The sequence below is a fragment of the Streptomyces sp. NPDC001292 genome (genome assembly GCF_042896465.1).
Lineage (GTDB): Bacteria > Actinomycetota > Actinomycetes > Streptomycetales > Streptomycetaceae > Streptomyces.
The window spans coordinates 135,404-154,767 of sequence record NZ_JBIAXG010000002.1 but is presented as its reverse complement, the minus strand read 5'-3'; the positions used below and the strand labels follow the sequence as shown (position 1 = coordinate 154,767).

Sequence of the window (19,364 nt, the reverse complement as noted above, 5' to 3'; positions counted from 1 at the left end):
TCACTGTCCTTCCCGGTCGGATACGACCGAAGCGTATCGATTCCCACCCGCCGCGCCGCCCACGGCGGCCCGGCCGTTTGTGCCGCTCGCGCCGTCCACGGCGGCGTGGCCGCCGGTGGACCCGAAGCCCCCCTCGGCCCGCGCCGAGCCGGGAAGCTCCGCCACCTCCTGGAAGCGGACCCTCTCGACCTGCTGGACGACCAGTTGGGCAATCCGGTCGAAGCGCTCGAACCGCACGGACTCGCGCGGGTCGAGATTCACCACGATCACCTTGATCTCCCCACGGTACCCGGCATCAACCGTCCCCGGGGCATTCACGAGGGCGACACCGCAGCGGGCTGCGAGTCCGGAACGCGGGTGCACGAAGGCCGCGTACCCCTCGGGGAGCGCGACAGACACGCCCGTGGGCAGTACGGCCCGCTCCCCCGGCGCCAGTTCGCAGACCACGGTGGTGCGCAGATCGGCGCCCGCGTCACCGGGGTGCGCGTAAGCCGGAAGCGGTACGTCGGCGTCCACGCGCCGGATCAGCACGCTCAGGGGCTCGCGGCTCACGGGTTCACCTCGAAGGCGCGGACGCGCCGGACCTGGTCCGGATCGTTCATGGCGGCCTGGATCTCCTGCTCGCGGCCGTGATCGACGAAGTGGTCGACCTTGACCTCGATGAAAAGGGCCTCGGCACGGACGGCGACCGGCCCGTCCGGGCCGCCGACACGTCCGGTGGCCCTGGAGTAGATCTTCCGTCCGGCCACCGCGGTGACCTCGGCCTCCAGATGCAGGGTGGTGCCGACCGGCACCGGACGCACGTAGTCCGTCTCCAGCCGCCCGGTCACGGCGATCGTCCGCAGCAGCCAGTTCAGCGAGCCGAGGGCCTCGTCGAGGGCGGTCGCGAGGACCCCGCCGTGGGCGAGGCCGGGCGCGCCCTGGTGGGCGGGCTGCACGGTGAACTCGGCGGTGATGCCGACGCCCTCCCCGGCCCGTGCCTGGAGGTGCAGCCCGTGCGGCTGCTCCCCGCCGCAGCCGAAGCACTCGGCGTAGTGCGAGCCGAGGAGTTCACCGGGCGCGGGGGCGTCGGGGTGCCGGACCGGATCCACGGCGTCGGGCGGGGGCTGAAGAGGTGCGGAACTACCACTCACAGGCGCAGACCTTACCCGCGCGCCGGCATGCGCCCGACACCGTGCCAAGCTTGGTTCATGCAGCTCTCCGCCCAGCCGTACGAAGAACGCCTCGCCGCGCCCCGTTCCTGGTGGCTGATCAGCCTTCTGATGGGCATCTCCTGTGCCCTGATCCTGCTTCCCTTCGGCACCCTGCCGATGCTGGGCGGCCTGGTCGGCGGCACCGCGGCGACGGCGGTCGTGGTGAGCTCCTACGGCTCGCCGCGCATCCGGGTCGTGGGCGGTCTGCTGATCGCGGGCGAGGCGAAGATCCCGGTCACGGCGCTCGGCGAGGCGGAGGTGCTGGACGCGGAGGAGGCGCGCGCCTGGCGCACCCACAAGGCCGACACCCGCGCCTTCCTGCTGCTGCGCGCCTACATTCCCGGGGCGCTGCGGGTGGAGGTCACCGACCCGGAGGACCCCACGCCGTACCTGTACCTGTCGACGCGGGAGCCGGAGCGGCTGGCCGAGGCGCTGCGTGCGGCGCGTGCGGACGCGGCGCCCGAGGCCGCGTAACGCCCGCACGGCCTCGCACGGGCGATCCTGGGCGGGCTCGTCAGCTCCCGGGTTCCCCGGAGCCCCCGGTGGTGTCGGGACCGTCGGAGCCATCGGTGGTGTCCTGGAGCGGCAGCGCATGCCCGGCCGTCTCCAGGGGCGGCAGCGCGGGCAGTTCGTCCCACGGGACCTGGATCTTGCGCAGGTCGGCGCGGATGCGGGCGGCGAGCCTTCTGGTCTCGCGCCGGTTCATGACGGCGCCGGCCGCGGCGCCCACCATGAAGGGCGTCAGCTTGGGCAGGCCCCGCGCCGTCCGTTTCATGATCTGCCGGCGCAATTGGCGCCTCATCCGGCCCCCGAGGGCGAGGTCGATCGTCGAGGGGTTCCACACGTCGATCCGGCGCTCGTGCGACCAGACCGACAGATACGCGGCACTGCGGGCCTTCAGATTTCCGGGGGGCCGCGCCCCGTACACCTCGTGGAGCTCCGCGATCAGCTTGAGTTCGATCGCCGCGACTCCGGTGACCTCCGCGGCCAGCTGGGCCGGCATCGCGGGCGGTACCGGCAGCATCGCCGCCGCCCCGACGCCCGCTCCGACCGTGGAGGAGGCGCCCGCCGCACCCGCCACCAGCCTGTCCGCGAGCTGTTCGGGCCCGAGGCCCGGGAACTGCCGGCGCAGCGTGGTGAGGTCCCGTACGGGGATCCGCGGGGCCATGTCGATGACGCGGTCGGTGAGGTACGAGAGGGCTGCCCTGGCGTGGCCGCCGCCCACGCGGGCGCCGTTTCTGGCCACTTCCCCGGCCTTCCGGGCCCTGTGCCGGATCGCCGCGGCCTGCCGCCGGGCCACGGGCGCGGATCCACCCGCCGGGACGGCGGGGTCACCGCGCCCGGAGACCGATGCGAGCGCGGGCGATCCCGCCGATCCGTTCGGGTCGGATGTACGGGACGGCCCTCGCTCGTCGTCACGCGCGCCGTGGGGGCCGTCGGGCGGCCCCGAGTCCGCTCCCCCACTGGGGGTGCGGCGCTTCCAAGGAGGGGTCGAGCCGGTCACGGCCGACCCGGCCTCAGTCGCAGTCGCGGCAGATCGGCTGACCGTTCTTCTCCCGGGCCAGCTGGCTGCGGTGGTGCACCAGGAAGCAGCTCATGCAGGTGAACTCGTCCTGCTGCTTGGGCAGCACCCGGACGGCCAGTTCCTCGTTCGAGAGGTCCGCGCCGGGCAGCTCCAGGCCTTCGGCGGCCTCGAACTCGTCGACGTCCACGGAGGAGGTCGACTTGTCGTTCCGCCTGGCCTTCAGCTCTTCCAGGCTGTCCGAGTCGACGTCGTCGTCGGTCTTGCGTGGGGTGTCGTAATCGGTTGCCATGTCGCTCTCCCCCTCTGGGTGTATGCGGTGTCTCCAGCGCACGTAACGCGTGAGAGGCCGGACTTGTGCCCGACCTGAGGCGGAGATTTTGCCTCACATCAAGGTCTGTTACTCAATCGACACCCAACCGCACTCCTCAAGAGTGATCGGCTTGGATGGCGATCGGGACCGTACACGGTCCGGATGTCACGCTTCAAAGCGGTCTCACCGTGTACTTCCCGTGATCATGCCCCCCGAAAACCGGGATTTTTCCGGCATTTCAGGGGCTCACACGACCACGGAGAGTAGATGGCTGAAAAACCGTCCATGTGATCGATCACACACGGAGAGGTGGGGAACGGCCCCGGGAATTTCCGCCCAAAGCGAACATCCCCGTGTGTCGGCGCAATGATCTCAGATCGGCAGCGTCACCCGCATCACGAGGCCACCTCCCTCACGCGGCTGGGCCGAGATGTGCCCGCCGTGCGCCCGCGCCACGGAGCGGGCGATGGACAGACCCAGGCCGACGCCCTTGTCGCTGCCGGTGCGCTCGGTACGCAGCCGCCTGAAGGGTTCGAAGAGGTTGTCGATCTCGTACGCCGGGACGACCGGCCCGGTGTTCGTGACGACGAGTATCGCCTGACCGTGCTGGACGTCCGTGGTGACCTCCACCCACCCCTCTTCGGCCACGTTGTACCGCACCGCGTTCTGCACCAGGTTCAGGGCGATCCGCTCCAGCAGCACGCCGTTGCCCTGGACGACCGCCGGCTTGCATTCGCCGCGGATCACGACCCCCTTGGCCTCCGCCTCCGCGTGCACCTGGTCGACGGCCTGCGAGGCGACCTCGGCGAGGTCCACCGGCTTGCGCTCGACGATCTGGTTGTCGCTGCGGGCGAGCAGCAGCAGGCCCTCGACGAGCTGTTCGCTGCGCTCGTTGGTGGCCAGCAGGGTCTTGCCGAGCTGCTGGAGCTCCACCGGCGCGTGCGGGTCGGAGAGCTGCACCTCCAGGAGCGTGCGGTTGATCGCGAGCGGCGTGCGCAACTCGTGCGAGGCGTTGCCGACGAAGCGCTGCTGGGCGGTGAAGGCCCGCTGCAGCCGCTCCAGCATGTCGTCGAAGGTGTCCGCGAGCTCCTTCAGCTCGTCGTCCGGGCCGTCCAGCTCGATCCGCCGGGACAGGTCGGAGCCGGCCACGGCGCGGGCGGTGCGGGTGATCCGGCCGAGCGGGGACAGCACGCGGCCGGCCATCGCGTAGCCGAACGCGAAGGCGATCACGGCGAGGCCGAGCAGGGCGAGGAGCGAGCGGCTGAGCAGGCTGTCCAGGGCGGCCTGGCGCTGGTGGTCGATGCAGGCGCTGATCGCGGCGTTGAACTCCGACAGCGACAGGTTGCCGTTGTCGACGCCCGGACAGTCGGTGCTGGTGACCCTCAGGGCGTTGAAGTCGACGATCTTGAACAGCGGCTGGTTGCCATTGCGCAGGGCCTGCGCGGCGAGCAGGTAGATGATCGACAGCAGCAGGATGCCGGCGATCAGGAACATGCCGCCGTACAGCAGCGTGAGCCGTATCCGGATGGTCGGGCGCAGCCACGGGAAGGCCGGCTCCGGCCTTCTCGGGTCCCAGGTGGGTTTCGGGGGCGCCTGGGGCGGCGCCGGGGTCGCGGCCACGGCGGATCAGATCCGATAGCCGGAGCCGGGCACGGTGACGATCACCGGGGGCTCGCCGAGCTTGCGCCGCAGCGTCATCACCGTGACGCGCACGACGTTGGTGAACGGGTCGGTGTTCTCGTCCCAGGCCTTCTCCAGCAGCTGCTCCGCGGAGACCACGGCGCCCTCGCTGCGCATGAGGACCTCCAGGACCGCGAACTCCTTCGGCGCGAGCTGGACCTCCCTGCCGTCGCGGAAGACCTCGCGGCGGTTGGGGTCGAGCTTGATCCCCGCGCGCTCCAGGACGGGCGGCAGGGGCACGCTGGTACGCCGGCCCAGGGCCCGCACGCGTGCCGTCAGCTCGCTGAACGCGAAGGGCTTGGGGAGGTAGTCGTCGGCGCCGATCTCCAGGCCCTCGACACGGTCGCTGACGTCGCCGGAGGCGGTGAGCATCAGCACGCGCGTCGGCATGCCCAGCTCGACGATCTTGCGGCAGACGTCGTCGCCGTGCACCAGCGGGAGGTCGCGGTCGAGGACGACCACGTCGTAGTCGTTGACGCCGATGCGCTCCAGGGCGGCCGCACCGTCGTACACGACGTCGACGGCCATGGCCTCCCGGCGCAGTCCGGTGGCCACCGCATCGGCGAGCAGCTGCTCGTCCTCGACGACGAGTACGCGCACGTCTTGTCCTTCCTGTGTCCACCCGCGTAGCGCCGCTCGGGGCGCACGCCGGCAGGGGTCTTCGTGAGTGTGTGCTTCCATCCTGCCCTTTTCGGCCATAAGTCGGCGGTAAGCCGTGGAAGCGGCCGGTGGACGGGAGGCGAGCGGCGGGCGAAGGGTCCGCGAATCCCGAATTTTCTACCCGTCCGAGGTTTCCGCCGCGAGGAGTCGGGGGAGGACGGTTTACACCCCGCGATCACGCTCTGCATGTGCCGCAGCACCATGCGGTACTCCGCGATCCGCTTCCGCGGAGTGGGTGTGGGTGTCCAGCGCCGTCGCCGCCCGGTCGGGCAGCGCCGGGCACCTGTTGAGACGTGATCGCCCCTTCCGAACGGCACACCCCCGTGCCACCGACCCACCGACCCAGGACGAGGGGGCGCAGCATGGACGCATTCACCGCAGGACTTCTGCAGCGCATAAAGGCGACCGAGTCCGATCTGACGCGGGCTCGTGACGAGGGCGACGACTTCCTCGTCGAGGTCGAGCTGGCCGAACTCGACGACCTGCGCCGCCTCGCCGCCGAACACGGTGTGGAGGTCGGCGTGTCCGGCGTCTGACCAGCCTGCACGCGCACAGCGGGACCCCGGCGAATCCAGCGCCGGGGTCCCGCTGTCCGCTGTGCCCCGTGCCCTCAGTCGTGCCAGGCGCCGAACTCCTCCAGGAGGCTCTGGAGGGGCTCGAAGACGCCCGAGGTGGCCGCGACCGTCAGCTCGCGGGACGGACGCTCTCCCGGGCGGCCACCCGTCACCGCGCCCGACTCCCTGGCGATCAGGTCGCCCGCGGCGAAGTCCCACGCGTTCAGACCGCGCTCGTAGTAGCCGTCCAGGCGGCCCACCGCCACGTCGCACAGGTCCACCGCGGCCGAGCCGCTGCGGCGGATGTCGCGCAGCAGCGGGATCAGCCGGTGGGCGACGTCGGCCTGGTGGGCGCGGACCTCGGCGACGTAGTTGAAGCCGGTGGCGACGAGGGCCTGGTCCAGGGGCGGCGCGGCGCGGCAGGCCAGCTTGCGCTCGCCGGCCCAGGCTCCGGTGGCCCAGGCCCCGCGGCCGCGCACGGCGTGGAACGCCTCGCCGCGCATCGGGACGACCACGACCCCGACGACCGCCTCGCCGTCCAGCTCGGCCGCGATGGAGACGGCCCAGGTCGGCAGTCCGTACAGGTAGTTCACGGTGCCGTCGAGCGGGTCGATCACCCACCGGACGCCGCTCGTGCCCTCGACGCAGGCGCCCTCCTCGCCGAGGAAGCCGTCCTCGGGGCGCCGGTCGGCGATCAGGCCGGTGATCAGTTTCTCGGCGGCGATGTCCATCTCGGTCACGACGTCGATCGGACTGGACTTGGTGGCGGCCACCGTCAGGTCGGCCGGGCGTCCGTCCTTCAGCAGCTCTCCGGCGCGTGCGGCCGCCTGGCGGGCGAGTTGCAGCAGTTCCGCGGGCAGGGTGTCGGTCACGGGGCTCCTCACGCGTAGGGGCTGTCGGCGCCCGCGGCGGCCGGACGGGGCGTACGGGCCGGGCAGCAGCCCACCGGGCAGAGGTTGTGGTCCGCGCCGAGCGAGCCCAGGGCGCACGGCGTGACCCGCTGCCCGCGCTCGGTGGCGGCACGCTCCGCGATCAGGTCGCGGACGGCGGCGGCGAACCGCGGGTCGGCGCCGACGGTGGCCGAGCGGCGTACCGGAAGGCCCAGTTCCCCGGCCTTGGCCGTGGCCTCGGTGTCGAGGTCGTACAGGACCTCCATGTGGTCGGAGACGAAGCCGATGGGCGCCATGACGACGGCCGGGACCCCCGCGGCGTGCCGCTCCTCGAGGTGGTCGCAGATGTCGGGCTCCAGCCACGGGATGTGCGGGGCCCCGGAACGCGACTGGTAGACGAGCTGCCAGGGATGGTCGACGCCGGTGCGCTCGCGGACCGCGTCGGCGATCAGCCGCGCCACGTCCAGGTGCTGGCGGACGTACGCCCCGCCGTCCCCGTGGCCGGGGACCGGGCCGGAGGTGTCCGCGGCGGAGACCGGGATCGAATGGGTGCAGAAAGCGATGTGCGCGCCGTCGCGGACGTCCTCGGGGAGGTCGGCGAGCGACTCCAGCACACCGTCGATCATGGGCCGGAGGAAGCCGGGGTGGTTGAAGTAGTGCCGCAGCTTGTCGACCTTCGGCAGGTCCAGGCCCTCGGCCTCGAGGGCGGCGAGCGAGTCCGCGAGGTTCTCGCGGTACTGGCGGCAACCGGAGTAGGACGCGTAGGCGCTGGTGGCCAGGACCAGGATGCGGCGGCGGCCGTCGCGGACCATGTCCCGCAGGGTGTCCGTCAGGTAGGGGGCCCAGTTGCGGTTGCCCCAGTAGACCGGCAGGTCGAGGCCGTGGTCGGCGAAGTCCTTGCGCAGGGCGTCGAGCAGGGCGCGGTTCTGGGCGTTGATCGGGCTGACCCCGCCGAACTGGAAGTAGTGTTCGCCCACTTCCTTCAGGCGCTCGGTGGGGATGCCGCGCCCGCGCGTCACGTTCTCCAGGAACGGGATCACGTCGTCCGGCCCCTCGGGGCCGCCGAACGAGAGCAGGAGCAGGGCGTCGTACGGAGTGGCGTCGAGCACGTCAGGCATGCCTCGATCCTGCCACCCCCCACCGGCGGGCGGGATCCCGGCCCGCGGGGGGAGGTGCGCGCGGAAACCGGTAGGGGGAGGTGCGCCGGAGTCGTCCGATCCGTAAGCTGTATCAGCTACCTTCACGCCTTACCGGATTCGCGGAGACCCTGTGCCCAGCCCGTACCGTGCCCTGTTCGCCGCTCCAGGCTCCAAGGGTTTCTCCGCCGCGGGGTTCCTCGGCCGGATGCCGCTGTCGATGATGGGCATCGGCGTGGTCACGATGATCTCCCAGCTGACCGGGCGCTACGGGCTCGCGGGCGCACTGTCGGCCACCATCGCGCTGGCCGCCGCGGTCCTGGGCCCGCAGATCTCCCGGCTGGTCGACCGGCACGGGCAGCGCCGGGTGCTGCGCCCCGCGACGCTCGTCGCGCTGACCGCCTCGGCGGTCCTGCTGTTCGCGGCGCACTTCCGGTGGCCGGACTGGGTGCTGTTCGTCTGCGCGGCCGGGATCGGCTCCGTGCCCAGCCTGGGCGCGATGGTCCGCGCGCGCTGGGCGGCCCTGTACCGGGGAACGCCGCAGCTGCACACCGCCTACTCGTTCGAGTCCGTGGTGGACGAGGCCTGCTTCATCTTCGGGCCGATCGTCTCCATCGGGCTGTCCACGGCATGGTTCCCGGAGGCGGGGCCGCTGCTGGCCGCCTGCTTCCTGGCGGTGGGCGTGTTCTGGCTGACCGCGCAGCGCGCCACCGAGCCCGCGCCGCATCCCCGCGAGCACCACGTCGGCGGTTCGGCCCTGCGTGCGCGCGGGCTCCAGGTGCTGGTGTCGACCTTCGTGGCGACCGGGACGATCTTCGGGGCGGTCGACGTGGTCACCGTCGCCTTCGCCGACCAGCAGGGACACAAGGGCGCCGCGAGCGTCGTGCTCGCCGTGTACGCGGCGGGCTCCTGCACGGCGGGCGTCGTGTTCGGCCTGCTGCGCTTCGCGGGACCGCCCGCCCGGCGCTGGCTGCTGGGCATCTGCACGATGGCCGTGAGTATGATCCCCCTCCTACTGGTCGGAAACTTGCCGTTTCTGGCCGTGGCGCTGTTCGTTGCGGGCCTGTCGGTCGCTCCCACGATGATCACGACGATGGCCCTCGTCGAAGAGCACGTACCACGCTCGCACCTGACCGAGGGCATGACCTGGGTGAGCACCGGGCTCGCGGTCGGGGTGGCGCTGGGCTCCTCGGTGGCCGGCTGGGTGATCGACGCGGCCGGGGCGCGGGCCGGGTACGGGGTTCCGGCGGTGTCCGGGGCCGTCGCGGTCGCGGTCGGTTTCCTCGGGTACCGCCGGCTCAGCAGGCCGGCTCCGCGTCGGGGAGGCTTCGTTGAGCAGCACGACGAGCGCGAAGAACGGCACGTGGCGTAACTGGGGCGGCAACGTCGGCGCACGCCCCGGGCGGGAGGTCACGCCGGCGACGGTGGACGACGTCGCCGCCGCCGTACGGGGGGCCGCCGAGGACGGACTGAGGGTGAAGGCCGTCGGCACCGGTCACTCCTTCACGAGCATCGCCGCGACGGACGGTGTCATGATCCGCCCGCAGCTGCTGACGGGCATACGCGAGATCGACCGTGAGGCCATGACGGTCACGGTCGAGGCCGGCACTCCGCTCAAGAGGCTCAATGTCGCCCTCGCGCGTGAGGGCCTCTCGCTCGCCAACATGGGCGACATCATGGAGCAGACGGTGTCCGGGGCGACCAGCACCGGCACCCACGGCACGGGCCGCGAGTCGGCCTCGATCGCCGCCCAGATCAAGGGGCTGGAGCTGGTCACCGCGGACGGCTCGGTGCTCACCTGCTCCGCGAAGGAGAATCCGGAGGTCTTCGCGGCCGCCCGCATCGGCCTGGGCGCGCTGGGGATCGTCACGGCCCTCACCTTCGCGGTGGAGCCGCTCTTCCTGCTCACCGCCCGCGAGGAACCGATGAGCCTGGACCGGGTGCTCGCGGAGTTCGACCGGCTCTGGGCGGAGAACGAGCACTTCGAGTTCTACTGGTTCCCGCACACCGGCAACACCAACACCAAGCGCAACAACCGCAGCGCCGGACCGGAACAGCCGGTGGGGCGGCTGGCCGGCTGGTTCGAGGACGAGTTCCTCTCCAACGGCGTCTTCCAGGTGGCCAACTGGGTCGGCCGCGCGGTGCCCGCCACCATCCCGTCGATCGCCGGGATCTCCAGCCGCGCGCTGTCCGCGCGGACGTACACCGACATCCCCTACAAGGTCTTCACCTCGCCGCGCCGGGTGCGCTTCGTGGAGATGGAGTACGCCGTGCCGCGCGAGGCCCTGGCAGACGCCCTGCGCGAGCTGAAGGCCATGGTCGACCGCTCCGGACTGCGGGTGAGCTTCCCGGTGGAGGTGCGCACCGCTCCCGCCGACGACATCACCCTGTCCACCGCCTCCGGCCGGGACAGCGCGTACATCGCGGTCCACATGTTCCGGGGCACTCCCTACCAGCGGTACTTCACGGCCGCGGAGAGCATCTTCACCGCGCACGAGGGCCGGCCGCACTGGGGCAAGATCCACACCAGGGACGCCGGCCACCTGGCCGCGGTCTATCCGCGCTTCGGGGAGTTCACGGCACTGCGGGACCGGCTGGATCCCCAGCGGCTGTTCCAGAACGACTACTTGCGGAGGGTGCTGGGACCGTAGCGCCCGTGCCGGGTGCCGGGGCCGTGGTGCCGGCGTCGGACGGCTTGCCCGCCCCCGTGCCGTCGGTGCCCGCGCTCCCGGTGTCCCCGGTGCTCGCGCTGTCTCCGCTGTTCCCCGTGGCCTCGGGTGTGGGCGTCGGGCTCGCCCCGGTGCCCCGGTCGGGGCGACCGGGAGCGGCATCGCCCGGCGGGGTCCCGTCCCCGGTCCCGGGCGTGTGGGTGGGCGAGGAGGTGGGAGCCGGCCCGTCGGGCGTCACGGACGGCGCGCGGTGGCCGGTCACGGCGTAGCCGACCGTCGTGCCCCTGCCGCCGCTGAAGCTGTCGCCCGACACCAGTTCGTAGGCGGTGATCCCGGCCATCGTGACCCCGAAGACGAGGGCGGCGGCGAGCACGGGCCGCTTCCAGCTCTTGATCCTGGCCCGGTAGACGGTCCCCTCGGTGAACTCACCCACCGGCGGCGGGGTCCGCCCGGCGGGGTCGGTCGCCGGGAACGACCCGGGGACCGGTCCCGGGGATGCGGTTGGGGAGGTGGTCGGTGAGGCGGCCACCCCGCGCAGCTGCTCGCCGGTACGCCGGAAGAAGTGCTGGAGGACGGAGCCGCCGCAGGTGGCCAGGACGCTGACGACACCGGCCCCGAGAATCGTGCCGTAGACACCGAAGTACGAGGCGAGCTTCGCGGCCACCACCGCCGCCAGGGCGCTGCCCGCGACTTGGGCGACGCTCAGGTCGAACCGCCTCCTTCTCACCTCCTCCCCGGCACTCGGCACACCACCAGCGTCGGACCCTTCGCGCATGACCGGACCTTGCCTGCCTCTTTCGGACACGGCCGTATCTTTCTGATGTGATCGGCCGACTGGACGAGAAAGGGACGTACGGACGAAACCGTTAGTTCCGTTTGCGGCGATTAAGTGAAGTTCGCCACGGGCATGATCGAAAAACCGGTCGAGGGCGGCCGAGTACCGCCCCTGGCGGGAAGTTGGGCGGCGTGCCAATCCACGCACGTGGCCCGAATGGAGTACCGTTGTGAGCCCTGGGCCCGGCCTCCCTTCGGGGTGTCCGGGACCTTGCTGGACCGCCGGGAGGGGGCTGGTTGCACAGGGTGACGGATTTGGTCACTTAGCGTTGTAAACAGGTAACCGTGCCATAACGGCGTTCCAGGGCCCGCGCCCGACACGCCGGGCAACTCGGCAAGGTTGTGGCAGGCTGCACCCGGGCAGGCCACACTCGACTAGCGGAAGCAGCGACGCACGTGACGTCGGCAGGCACCACCCGGGAGGTCCCCATGCCCGAACTGCGTGTCGTGGCCGTCTCCAATGACGGCACACGGCTGGTGCTGAAGGCTGCGGACAGCACGGAGTACACGCTTCCGATCGACGAACGGCTCCGCGCCGCCGTGCGCGGCGACCGTCCCCGCCTCGGCCAGATCGAGATCGAGGTGGAGAGCCATCTCCGCCCCCGCGACATCCAGGCCCGGATACGAGCGGGCGCGACCGCGGAAGAGGTCGCCCAGCTCGCGGGCATCCCCGTCGACCGGGTACGGCGCTTCGAGGGCCCCGTGCTCGCCGAGCGCGCCTTCATGGCCGAGCGCGCCCGCAAGACCCCCGTCCGCCGCCCCGGTGAGAACTCCGGTCCGCCGCTCGGCGAGACCGTCCAGGAGCGGCTGCTGCTGCGCGGCGCCGAGAAGGACACCGTCCAGTGGGACTCCTGGCGCCGCGACGACGGGACCTGGGAGGTCCTGCTGGTCTACCGGGTCGCGGGCGAACCGCACTCGGCGAGCTGGACGTACGACCCGCCGCGACGCCTGGTGCAGGCCGTGGACGACGAGGCACGCGCCCTGATCGGGGAGTCCGACGACCTCGGCGCCCCGGAGCCCAGCTTTCCGTTCGTGCCGCGCATCGCGCGTCTGCCGCGCGAGCGTTCCTTCGACCGGGACCGCGACCGTCCGGCGCTGCCGGGACAGGCGCCCGAGCCCGCCGAGGAGAGCGTGGGCGAGCGCGACACGCTGACCAGCCTGCTGGAGGCGGTGCCGAGCTTCCGCGGCGACCTGGTGGTGCCCGAGCGCGCGCCGGAGCCCGTGGAGGAGCCCGAAGAGGAACCGGTGGCCGAGGAGCCCCCGGCCCCCGCGGCCTCGGCCGGGTCCGCCTACGCGGACGTCCTCATGCCGCGCTCCGTCAGCAGCCACCGCGACCGCCTCATCGGCGCCACCGACCGCCAGGCGGAGGCGGACGGCGTCCGACCCGGCCGCCGGGCCGCCGTGCCGAGTTGGGACGAGATCGTGTTCGGCACGCGCCGCAAGAAGCAGGAGTAGCAAGGCCGTACGAGGCCGAAGGGCCGCGCCCTGCCGGGCGCGGCCCTCCTCTGTGCGCGGCGTCGCCGCCAGGGCGTTCCTGGTGGTCGTACCGGCTGACCGGCCGTCACCCTCTACGGACGACTGCCTGACTGACGTCCGGTCACTGCGGGTCCGGCCCCACCGCGACGGGCCGGGACGGGTCCGAGGACCACTCCGACCACGAGCCGATGTACAGGGCCGCCGGGATTCCGGCGACGGCCAGCGCCAGCACCTCGTGCGCCGCGGAGACGCCGGAGCCGCAGTAGACGCCGACGTGGCGTCCGTCGGCCGCGCCCAACGCCGTGAACCGTGCCCTGAGTTCCGCGGCGGGCAGGAACCTCCCGTCCGGGCCGGCGTTCTCGGTGGTCGGCGCGGACACCGCGCCCGGGATGTGGCCGCCCACCGGGTCGATCGGCTCCACCTCGCCCCGGTACCGCTCCCCCGCGCGCGCGTCGAACAGCACTCCGGACCGCGCCAGCGCCGCGGCCCCGTCGGCGTCGAGCAGCGGCAGCGCGCCGGGCTTCGGCGAGAAGTCGCCCTCGGCCGGCCCGGGCACGGCGGTCTCCAGGGGGCCCTCCCAGGCCGCCAGGCCGCCGTCCAGGACCCGCACGTCGGGGTGCCCGGTCCAGCGCAGCAGCCACCACGCGCGGGCGGCCGCCCAGCCCTGTCCGCCGTCGTAGACGACGACCGGCCGGTCCGCGGACACCCCGGCGCGGCGCATCGCGGCGCCGAACACCTCGATGTCGGGCAGCGGATGGCGGCCGTTTCCGCCCGGCGCCGAGGCCAGTTCGCGGTCCAGGTCGACGAAGACGGCGCCGGGGATGTGCCCGGCCGCGTGGGCGGCGCGCCCGTCGAAGGGCGCCGCGCCGGCCGCCGCGGCCAGGCTGAGCTGCCAGCGGACGTCGAGGAGCACCGGCGGCCGCGGCCCCGCGAGGGCGCTCGCGAGTTCGGAAGCGGAAATGATGGCGTTCATGGCCCCATCCTTGCGCACGGGGTGGCCGCATCGTCCAGGTCCGGCTACTCTGCTCGGCCGGACAGGTCCGATCACGAGGCGTACGGGATCGGCCACATGCTGTACAGCCGATCGACATCCTTCGGTATGCGCGTCGAAACGGGCGGGACACCGCACACCGGGCACCCTCCGGAGGGAACCCGGCCTCGTAGGCGCTGCGGGGGTGCGCCCGAGCGCGCCCGGCACGGGTGGGCGGCGTGTCGGCTCGGGGTCCGGAGAACGGAATCGAGGCGGCCGTCACGGGGGCCGAGGGGAAGGTGACGATGACCGAGGCACCGGAGCCAGGCGTCCTGAACGGCTGGGCACACGCGGGGACCAGGCCCGGCACACCGTGCCGGGTGAGTCTGATGGTGCACGGGCCGGCCGTCGCGCAGGCCTTCTACGCGGAGCTCTTCGGCTGGGAGTTCCAGTCCGGCCCCCGCCGGCTCGGCCCCTGTGTGCGGGCCCTGCTGGACGGTCACGAGGTGGCCGGCATCGGACAACTGCCGCCCGGCCGGCACCTGCCCGTGGCGTGGACGCCGTATCTCGCCTCCGACGACGTGGACCTGACGGCTGAAACCGTACGGCTGTGCGGCGGCACGATCGGGGTGGGCCCGCTGGACGCGGGCGGCGCAGGGCGGCTGGCGATCGGTTCGGATCCGTCGGGCGCGGTCTTCGGCCTGTGGCAGGCCGAGACGCGTCCGGGCGCGGGGGTCGCCCGGCTGCCCGGTACGCCGGCGTGGCACGAGCTGCTGACCTACGAGACCGCGGGCGTCGTCACGTTCTACACCAGGCTGTTCGGCTACGAGCGGAAGCCGGACGGCTCCGCCGATGTGGACCGGGTCACCCTGCACCTCGACGGCCGTCCGGTCGCCGGAGTGCACGGGGTGGGCCGGGCCCTGCCCCGCGACCGTGGCCCGCACTGGATGACGTACTTCGAGGTCGCCGACCCCGACGAGGCGGCCGAACGCCTTCTCGCTCTGGGCGGCCGGGTCCTCACCCCGGCGCGGGACACCGCCCACGGCCGCGTGGCCGCCGTGGCGGATCCCGAGGGGGCACGGTTCGCCCTGATCCGGAGCGCGCGTTGAGCACGGCAGCCCGGGTTGACCGTGGTGGTCACTCGGGAGGGTGAAACCTGCCGGGCTCTCCAACCGCCGCCCCGGCCGGCCAATCATCCCTCAGCCCATACCCAGGGCCGCCTTGGCTTCGCTGCCCTCCCAGCCGACGGAGGTGCGCCAGATGACCTCGATCGTGAAGACGTCACGGATGGAGTCGGCGGACCAGGGTTCGGCCGGCGCCTCAGAAAAGAACGAGGTAGAGGCGGTCGGCCTTGGACGGCAGGGTGTGGTCGACCTCCAGGAGCCGCGCCGCGCCTGCGCGGAGGTCGGCGTGGGACGTCCGGCCGGCCCCGAGAACCTCGTAGAGGGCGAGGCCCGTGTCGGTGACACAACTGACGTCCACGACTGCCGAGTTCTCGGGCTGCCGATCCGCACGCAGGAGAGCCGCCACCAGTTCGAACCACACGGCTTCGTGAGTCTTGCACGTGCGGTCGGCGGCGATGGCCGCTTCCAAGTGGTGGAGCAGGTCCGCGGCCGGCTCGGCCGTGTACGGGGTGGTGGCCATGGTGCCGGACTCCTTCTGGGCGTTGTGTTGAGGCTGCTCGTACTGCTCGTCGGATTCGGGTGTGCCGGTGGGAGTTTGCGGCTGCGCCCGAGTCCGCGTGTCATCAATCCGACACTCAACCTCCACCGGCTCGGTGAGTCGCTGCGTCAGGGTCTTGCGCGCTTCGGCCAGGGCATCGGACCAGCCGCTCCGCGCCAGTTCGGCCCGGAACACGTCCGGCTCGAAGGTGCCGGACTCGAGCGCGTGGTTGGTGCTCACGGCGAGGTTCTGCAGCCGGCTCAGGCCCGGCTTGTCGGGAGAACCGAGCACACGCCAGACGTCCAGCCGAGATTACGGGTACGGGTACGTACCCGCCCACTCCGCATCGAGCGGGCCGGACAGGCTCACCACTGGCGCCGTGATGGGAACGCGTACTCCGCCCATACGGTTTTGCCTGGTCCGTCCGGGCGCGGGTGCCAGTCCCAGCGGGTCGCGAGGTGCGATACGAGGAGCAGTCCACGGCCGGCCTCCTCCTCGGCCCCGGCGGCGCCCTCTGGGACGGCGGGGCGGCAGGGAAGACGTTCGGTGCGGGTGTCGGTGACCTCGACGCGGACGGTACGGCCGTCGGGCGTGGCGCGGAGACGCAGGTGAAAGTCCCGGCCGGGGACATGGCCGTGCCGCACGGCGTTCGCGGTCAGCTCCGCGACGATCAGCACGAGCGCGTCGTGCGGGTCGGTGCCGTACGGGATTCCCCACGCGTCCAGACGGACGGCTGCCAGACGGCGGGCGAGGCGGGCTCCGCGGGGTGTGGAGGTGAAGCGCATCTCGAAGGTGTGGCCTGGCGGCGGGGCGGGGGCGGCGTCCAAGGGCGTGCAGGGAGTGGTGGGTTGGGTGGTGCTGATGGGTTTGATGGGTTTCGTCGTCACGCCGACCACGGTCCCGTTGGTCGCGTAGCGTGACTAGCGGTGACGCAGCGACAGGGGGCGGTTGTACGCGAGCTGTCCGCGCGAGTAGGAGCTGCACACCGTAACGGCGTCCCTTGCGGGGGCGTTGGGGCAAGGAGGCGGTGATGCACATGGCGGAGCGCAAGAGTGCGGAGGCGGGGGCCGAGGCGGTTCCCGGGGGGCGTGCGAACGGCAGCGCGGGGGCGGTCGTGAGTCTCGGGGACAGCTGGGAGAACGACGACGGGGCCGCCGGACGGCGACCGGAGGACGAGGCCGGGCGAGGTGTCGTCGTAGCGTTCGGGCAGACCATGAAGACGCTGCGGGTGCGGGAGGGGCTGGAGCGCGAGGAGTTCGGGAGGCGGCTCGGGTACTCGGCTTCCACGGTCGCGGCATTCGAGCAGGGGCGGAGGATTCCGTCGCCCCGGGCGATCGAGCGGGCGGATGAGGTGCTGGGGGCGGGCGGGTTGCTGTGCCTGTGGAAGGAGCAGGTGGAGCGGGCTCAGTATCCGGTGTTCTTTCAGGGGATGGCGGTACTGGAGAAGGAGGCCATTGAGCTGGTCGCCTACGACACACTCGTGGTCAAGGGTCTGCTCCAGACGGAGGAGTACATGAGGGCGCTGCTCGGTATGAGGCGCCCTCCTCTGGATGAGGAGACCATCGAGCAGCGAGTTACCGCGCGGTTGGCCCGGCAGGACATCTTCGATCGGCGCCCCGCGCCGTTCCTGAGCTTCGTGCTCGACGAGTCGATCCTGCGGCGTCCGTACGGAGGTAAGGCTGTACTGCGCGGGCAGTTGGAACACCTACTGTTGATCGGCCAGAAACGCAACGTCGAGATCCAGATCATGCCGGTCGACCGCGAGGACAACGCCGGCGTGAACGGGCCGTTCACCGTCGTCACGCGCAAGGACGGCAAGAAGTTCGTGTACGCCGAGGCACAGGGAATCGGTTCCCTGCAGACTGACCCGGAGCAAGGGGTTCTTGCAGCCGCGCGTTATGGGATCATCCGATCACAGGCTCTCAGTCCGCGAGAGTCACTGGAGCTCATCGAAGGGTTGCTGGGATCGCCATGAACAACGCTGAGTCCTCGACCGTCGCCTCCGGCCTCGCCTGGTTCAAGAGCAGCTACAGCGGAACCGAGGGCGGCGATTGCGTAGAGATCGCGCCCAGTACGGCAGTTGTGCACGTCCGTGACTCCAAGGCCGTTGCCGGGCCCATGCTCACGGTCTCCCGTGAGGCGTGGGCGGGATTCGTCGGGCTGGCCTCGTCGGAGCGGCGCGTCTGAAACTCGTACGGTCGTGAGAGCCCTGCCGGTTCCGTTAGGCGGCAGGGCTCTCACGTAGGTGCAGGTACCCGGTCAGGCGTCCGGGACCCCGTTCACGGACCACTCGTTGGCGAAGTGTTCCATCTGGCGGAGGACCAGGTCGATGGCCTCCTTCTGCTGGTCCGGCGGGTAGTTGTTGCGGGCCAGGAGGCGCTTGATGGTGCTGCGCAGGCGGGCACGGACGGACTCGCGGGCGATCCAGTCGGGCTTGAGCTGGCGGCGGACCTCGGTGACGAGTTCGCGGGCGATGCCCGCCAGGACCTCGTCGCCCATGGGCGAGCGGGCCGTGCCGTGGTCGGCGACGGCGTCGTAGAAGGCGAGCTCGCGCCAGTTCAAAGGCGGGTCGAACTTCTCGCCCGGCTGGCGTCGGCGGCGACCTCCTTGGCCATCTCGACCAGTTTGGCGATGAGTTCGGCGCTGGTGTACTGCTGCCGCATGTAGCGCACCATCAGGTCCTGGAGGCGCTGGGAGAAGGTGGTCTGCCGGACGATGTTGTGCCGGGTGACCTCGCGCATCTTCCGCTCGACGAGTCGCCGCAGTGCTTCGGCCGCCAGGTGCGGGGTGTCGCTGTTCTGGAGTTGGGCGACGAGCGCGTCGTTGAGGTGGGTCAGGTCGGCGGTCTCCAGCCCTGCTTCGGCGAACAGGTCCGTCACCCCGCCCGTCTCCACCACCGACGAGGTCAGCTGGGAGAGGTACAGCTCGACGTCACGGGCCACCGGGAGGCCGCGTGCCTCGCGCTCCATGGCGTCCAGCTTGGCCATGTAGGCGCGGACCTCGGCGAAGAACTGGATGTGCCGCTTCCAGGCGGGCCGGTCGGCGAAGCGGTCGCCCACCTCCTTCGAACTGCCGGCAGCCGATGAGACCGAAGCCGTCGCGCCGCAAGGCATGGCTCACCCATGGCGCGACCGCGTTCGTCGCGCTCGTGATCGGCGTCGGCATCGGCAACGACGGGGGCTCCGGCGGTACGGTCGGCTCCGCCGCTCCCGCCCCGGCCGTCACCGTCACCAAGACCGCGGCCGCTGAGCGGGGCGAGCCGAAGCCGGCCGTCACAGTCACCGAGAAGGTCACGGTCACGCCGAAGCCGGCCAAGAAGCCCGGACCGGCCACCACGGTCGAGGGCGAGGGCCAGTACCTCGTCGGCGAGGACATGCAGGCCGGCACCTACAAGACCGCCGGGGCCGACAAGGACGGCTTCATCGAGAACTGCTACTGGGCCCGGACCAAGGACGCCTCGGGGGAGTTCGACGCGATCATCGCCAACGAAAACCTCAAGGGTCAGGGTCGCGTGACGGTCAACAAGGGCGAGTACTTCGAGACCAAGGGCTGCCAGGAGTGGACCAAGGTCGGCTGACCGGCCGCCGCATACGCCGCCGCGCTCGTGGGGGGACGCGGCGGACTCGGGGGGCGGCCCGGCCAGGAACCGGGCCGCCCCCGCCACCGTCCTCCCCATCCCGCCTTGCTCCGCCTCCCGCCCGGTGTGAACAGGAGGATCCGCTGATGGGCCATCGGTCCCCGCTCGCCCGTGCACCCCGCCCCGCCCTCCGGGGACGTCGGAGACCTGGCGGAGCCTGCTGTGTTT

21 protein-coding genes and 1 pseudogene are annotated in these 19,364 nt (G+C 71.8%); 9 read left to right on the top strand and 13 right to left on the bottom strand.

The annotated features are described in order from the left end of the window. Together dut and ACFY4A_RS03410 are read right to left on the bottom strand one after the other, a co-directional pair. Nucleotides 1-552 (bottom strand): dUTP diphosphatase, encoded by a 552-nt coding sequence (dut, locus tag ACFY4A_RS03415; protein WP_390827750.1) that lies wholly within the window; start codon nt 550-552, stop codon nt 1-3. After that, on the bottom strand, nt 549-1,133 hold the full coding sequence (locus tag ACFY4A_RS03410; RefSeq protein WP_390827749.1) for a PaaI family thioesterase: 585 nt from the start codon (nt 1,131-1,133) through the stop codon (nt 549-551). Before ACFY4A_RS03410 ends, dut begins: the two co-directional genes overlap by 4 nt. Nucleotides 1,134-1,190: 57 nt before the next feature. On the opposite strand from ACFY4A_RS03410, the gene ACFY4A_RS03405 reads away from it, so the two are divergent. Then, nucleotides 1,191-1,667: a DUF3093 domain-containing protein gene (locus ACFY4A_RS03405; RefSeq protein WP_390827747.1), complete on the top strand. Its 477-nt coding sequence runs from the start codon at nt 1,191-1,193 to the stop codon at nt 1,665-1,667. 40 nt (nt 1,668-1,707) lie between these two features. Here the strand turns inward: ACFY4A_RS03405 and ACFY4A_RS03400 are convergent, their stop codons facing one another. The 4 genes from ACFY4A_RS03400 to ACFY4A_RS03385 form a co-directional block, all read right to left on the bottom strand. Then, entirely contained in the window at nt 1,708-2,697 is a 990-nt protein-coding gene (locus tag ACFY4A_RS03400; protein WP_390827746.1) for a hypothetical protein, read from the bottom strand. 13 nt (nt 2,698-2,710) lie between these two features. Then, entirely contained in the window at nt 2,711-3,007 is a 297-nt protein-coding gene (locus tag ACFY4A_RS03395; RefSeq protein ID WP_003997302.1) for a DUF4193 domain-containing protein, read from the bottom strand. 393 nt (nt 3,008-3,400) lie between these two features. Further along, complete coding sequence (locus ACFY4A_RS03390) at nt 3,401-4,648, bottom strand: sensor histidine kinase (RefSeq protein WP_390827745.1); 1,248 nt, start codon at nt 4,646-4,648, stop codon at nt 3,401-3,403. 6 nt (nt 4,649-4,654) lie between these two features. Beyond that, the gene (locus tag ACFY4A_RS03385; protein WP_028424348.1) at nt 4,655-5,308 is read right to left on the bottom strand and encodes a response regulator transcription factor; all 654 of its coding nucleotides are present in this window, start codon (nt 5,306-5,308) and stop codon (nt 4,655-4,657) included. Nucleotides 5,309-5,730: 422 nt separating this feature from the next. Between ACFY4A_RS03385 and ACFY4A_RS03380 the strand changes: the two genes are divergently transcribed. Next, a complete protein-coding gene (locus ACFY4A_RS03380; RefSeq protein ID WP_019981855.1) occupies nt 5,731-5,904 on the top strand; it encodes a hypothetical protein in 174 nt (57 codons plus the stop codon). A 74-nt stretch (nt 5,905-5,978) separates the two neighbouring features. Here ACFY4A_RS03380 and ACFY4A_RS03375 read toward each other — a convergent pair whose 3' ends face one another. Together ACFY4A_RS03375 and ACFY4A_RS03370 are read right to left on the bottom strand one after the other, a co-directional pair. Then, on the bottom strand, nt 5,979-6,794 hold the full coding sequence (locus tag ACFY4A_RS03375) for an inositol monophosphatase family protein (protein WP_390827744.1): 816 nt from the start codon (nt 6,792-6,794) through the stop codon (nt 5,979-5,981). Between the two features lie 8 nt (nt 6,795-6,802). Further along, nucleotides 6,803-7,930: a ferrochelatase gene (locus ACFY4A_RS03370; protein WP_390827743.1), complete on the bottom strand. Its 1,128-nt coding sequence runs from the start codon at nt 7,928-7,930 to the stop codon at nt 6,803-6,805. Between the two features lie 151 nt (nt 7,931-8,081). On the opposite strand from ACFY4A_RS03370, the gene ACFY4A_RS03365 reads away from it, so the two are divergent. Both ACFY4A_RS03365 and ACFY4A_RS03360 read left to right on the top strand, forming a co-directional pair. Continuing rightward, nucleotides 8,082-9,320 (top strand): MFS transporter, encoded by a 1,239-nt coding sequence (locus ACFY4A_RS03365; protein ID WP_390827742.1) that lies wholly within the window; start codon nt 8,082-8,084, stop codon nt 9,318-9,320. Continuing rightward, nucleotides 9,280-10,599 (top strand): D-arabinono-1,4-lactone oxidase, encoded by a 1,320-nt coding sequence (locus ACFY4A_RS03360; RefSeq protein ID WP_390827741.1) that lies wholly within the window; start codon nt 9,280-9,282, stop codon nt 10,597-10,599. Before ACFY4A_RS03365 ends, ACFY4A_RS03360 begins: the two co-directional genes overlap by 41 nt. Here ACFY4A_RS03360 and ACFY4A_RS03355 read toward each other — a convergent pair. Then, a complete protein-coding gene (locus ACFY4A_RS03355) occupies nt 10,523-11,392 on the bottom strand; it encodes a hypothetical protein (RefSeq protein WP_390827740.1) in 870 nt (289 codons plus the stop codon). The two genes, ACFY4A_RS03360 and ACFY4A_RS03355, sit on opposite strands and share 77 nt — an antisense overlap. Nucleotides 11,393-11,880: 488 nt before the next feature. On the opposite strand from ACFY4A_RS03355, the gene sepH reads away from it, so the two are divergent. Continuing rightward, nucleotides 11,881-12,906 carry a septation protein SepH gene (gene sepH, locus ACFY4A_RS03350; RefSeq protein WP_390827739.1) on the top strand — a complete coding sequence of 342 codons (1,026 nt, stop codon included), beginning with the start codon at nt 11,881-11,883 and terminating at the stop codon, nt 12,904-12,906. A gap of 142 nt (nt 12,907-13,048) precedes the next feature. On the opposite strand, the gene ACFY4A_RS03345 is transcribed toward sepH, so the two are convergent. Next, a complete protein-coding gene (locus ACFY4A_RS03345; RefSeq protein ID WP_390827738.1) occupies nt 13,049-13,900 on the bottom strand; it encodes a sulfurtransferase in 852 nt (283 codons plus the stop codon). Between the two features lie 302 nt (nt 13,901-14,202). On the opposite strand from ACFY4A_RS03345, the gene ACFY4A_RS03340 reads away from it, so the two are divergent. Continuing rightward, nucleotides 14,203-15,006: a VOC family protein gene (locus ACFY4A_RS03340; RefSeq protein WP_390827737.1), complete on the top strand. Its 804-nt coding sequence runs from the start codon at nt 14,203-14,205 to the stop codon at nt 15,004-15,006. A 211-nt stretch (nt 15,007-15,217) separates the two neighbouring features. On the opposite strand, the gene ACFY4A_RS03335 is transcribed toward ACFY4A_RS03340, so the two are convergent. Both ACFY4A_RS03335 and ACFY4A_RS03330 read right to left on the bottom strand, forming a co-directional pair. After that, on the bottom strand, nt 15,218-15,850 hold the full coding sequence (locus ACFY4A_RS03335) for a hypothetical protein (RefSeq protein ID WP_390827736.1): 633 nt from the start codon (nt 15,848-15,850) through the stop codon (nt 15,218-15,220). 74 nt (nt 15,851-15,924) lie between these two features. After that, nucleotides 15,925-16,446, bottom strand: a complete 522-nt coding sequence (locus ACFY4A_RS03330; protein ID WP_390827735.1) for an ATP-binding protein — start codon at nt 16,444-16,446, stop codon at nt 15,925-15,927. A 149-nt stretch (nt 16,447-16,595) separates the two neighbouring features. On the opposite strand from ACFY4A_RS03330, the gene ACFY4A_RS03325 reads away from it, so the two are divergent. Next, on the top strand, nt 16,596-17,534 hold the full coding sequence (locus ACFY4A_RS03325) for a helix-turn-helix domain-containing protein (RefSeq protein WP_390827734.1): 939 nt from the start codon (nt 16,596-16,598) through the stop codon (nt 17,532-17,534). Beyond that, complete coding sequence (locus ACFY4A_RS03320; protein ID WP_390827733.1) at nt 17,531-17,746, top strand: DUF397 domain-containing protein; 216 nt, start codon at nt 17,531-17,533, stop codon at nt 17,744-17,746. The genes ACFY4A_RS03325 and ACFY4A_RS03320 overlap by 4 nt, the downstream gene beginning before the upstream one ends. A gap of 72 nt (nt 17,747-17,818) precedes the next feature. On the opposite strand, the pseudogene ACFY4A_RS03315 reads toward ACFY4A_RS03320, so the two are convergent. After that, nucleotides 17,819-18,546, bottom strand: a pseudogene (locus ACFY4A_RS03315) (DUF3387 domain-containing protein). Between the two features lie 95 nt (nt 18,547-18,641). Between ACFY4A_RS03315 and ACFY4A_RS03310 the strand changes: the two are divergent. Next, nucleotides 18,642-19,136: a hypothetical protein gene (locus ACFY4A_RS03310; RefSeq protein ID WP_390827732.1), complete on the top strand. Its 495-nt coding sequence runs from the start codon at nt 18,642-18,644 to the stop codon at nt 19,134-19,136. The last annotated feature ends 228 nt before the right edge of the window (nt 19,137-19,364 follow it).

What these genes read in the sequence shown, in the direction of transcription:
- ACFY4A_RS03405 (WP_390827747.1), top strand. Translation starts at nt 1,191, where the DNA reads ATGCAGCTCTCCGCCCAGCCGTACGAAGAACGCCTCGCCGCGCCCCGT.
- ACFY4A_RS03395 (WP_003997302.1), bottom strand. Translation starts at nt 3,007, where the DNA reads ATGGCAACCGATTACGACACCCCACGCAAGACCGACGACGACGTCGAC.
- ACFY4A_RS03380 (WP_019981855.1), top strand. Translation starts at nt 5,731, where the DNA reads ATGGACGCATTCACCGCAGGACTTCTGCAGCGCATAAAGGCGACCGAG.
- ACFY4A_RS03370 (WP_390827743.1), bottom strand. Translation starts at nt 7,930, where the DNA reads ATGCCTGACGTGCTCGACGCCACTCCGTACGACGCCCTGCTCCTGCTC.
- ACFY4A_RS03355 (WP_390827740.1), bottom strand. Translation starts at nt 11,392, where the DNA reads ATGCGCGAAGGGTCCGACGCTGGTGGTGTGCCGAGTGCCGGGGAGGAG.
- sepH (WP_390827739.1), top strand. Translation starts at nt 11,881, where the DNA reads ATGCCCGAACTGCGTGTCGTGGCCGTCTCCAATGACGGCACACGGCTG.
- ACFY4A_RS03345 (WP_390827738.1), bottom strand. Translation starts at nt 13,900, where the DNA reads ATGAACGCCATCATTTCCGCTTCCGAACTCGCGAGCGCCCTCGCGGGG.
- ACFY4A_RS03340 (WP_390827737.1), top strand. Translation starts at nt 14,203, where the DNA reads ATGACCGAGGCACCGGAGCCAGGCGTCCTGAACGGCTGGGCACACGCG.
- ACFY4A_RS03325 (WP_390827734.1), top strand. Translation starts at nt 16,596, where the DNA reads ATGGCGGAGCGCAAGAGTGCGGAGGCGGGGGCCGAGGCGGTTCCCGGG.
- ACFY4A_RS03320 (WP_390827733.1), top strand. Translation starts at nt 17,531, where the DNA reads ATGAACAACGCTGAGTCCTCGACCGTCGCCTCCGGCCTCGCCTGGTTC.
- ACFY4A_RS03310 (WP_390827732.1), top strand. Translation starts at nt 18,642, where the DNA reads ATGAGACCGAAGCCGTCGCGCCGCAAGGCATGGCTCACCCATGGCGCG.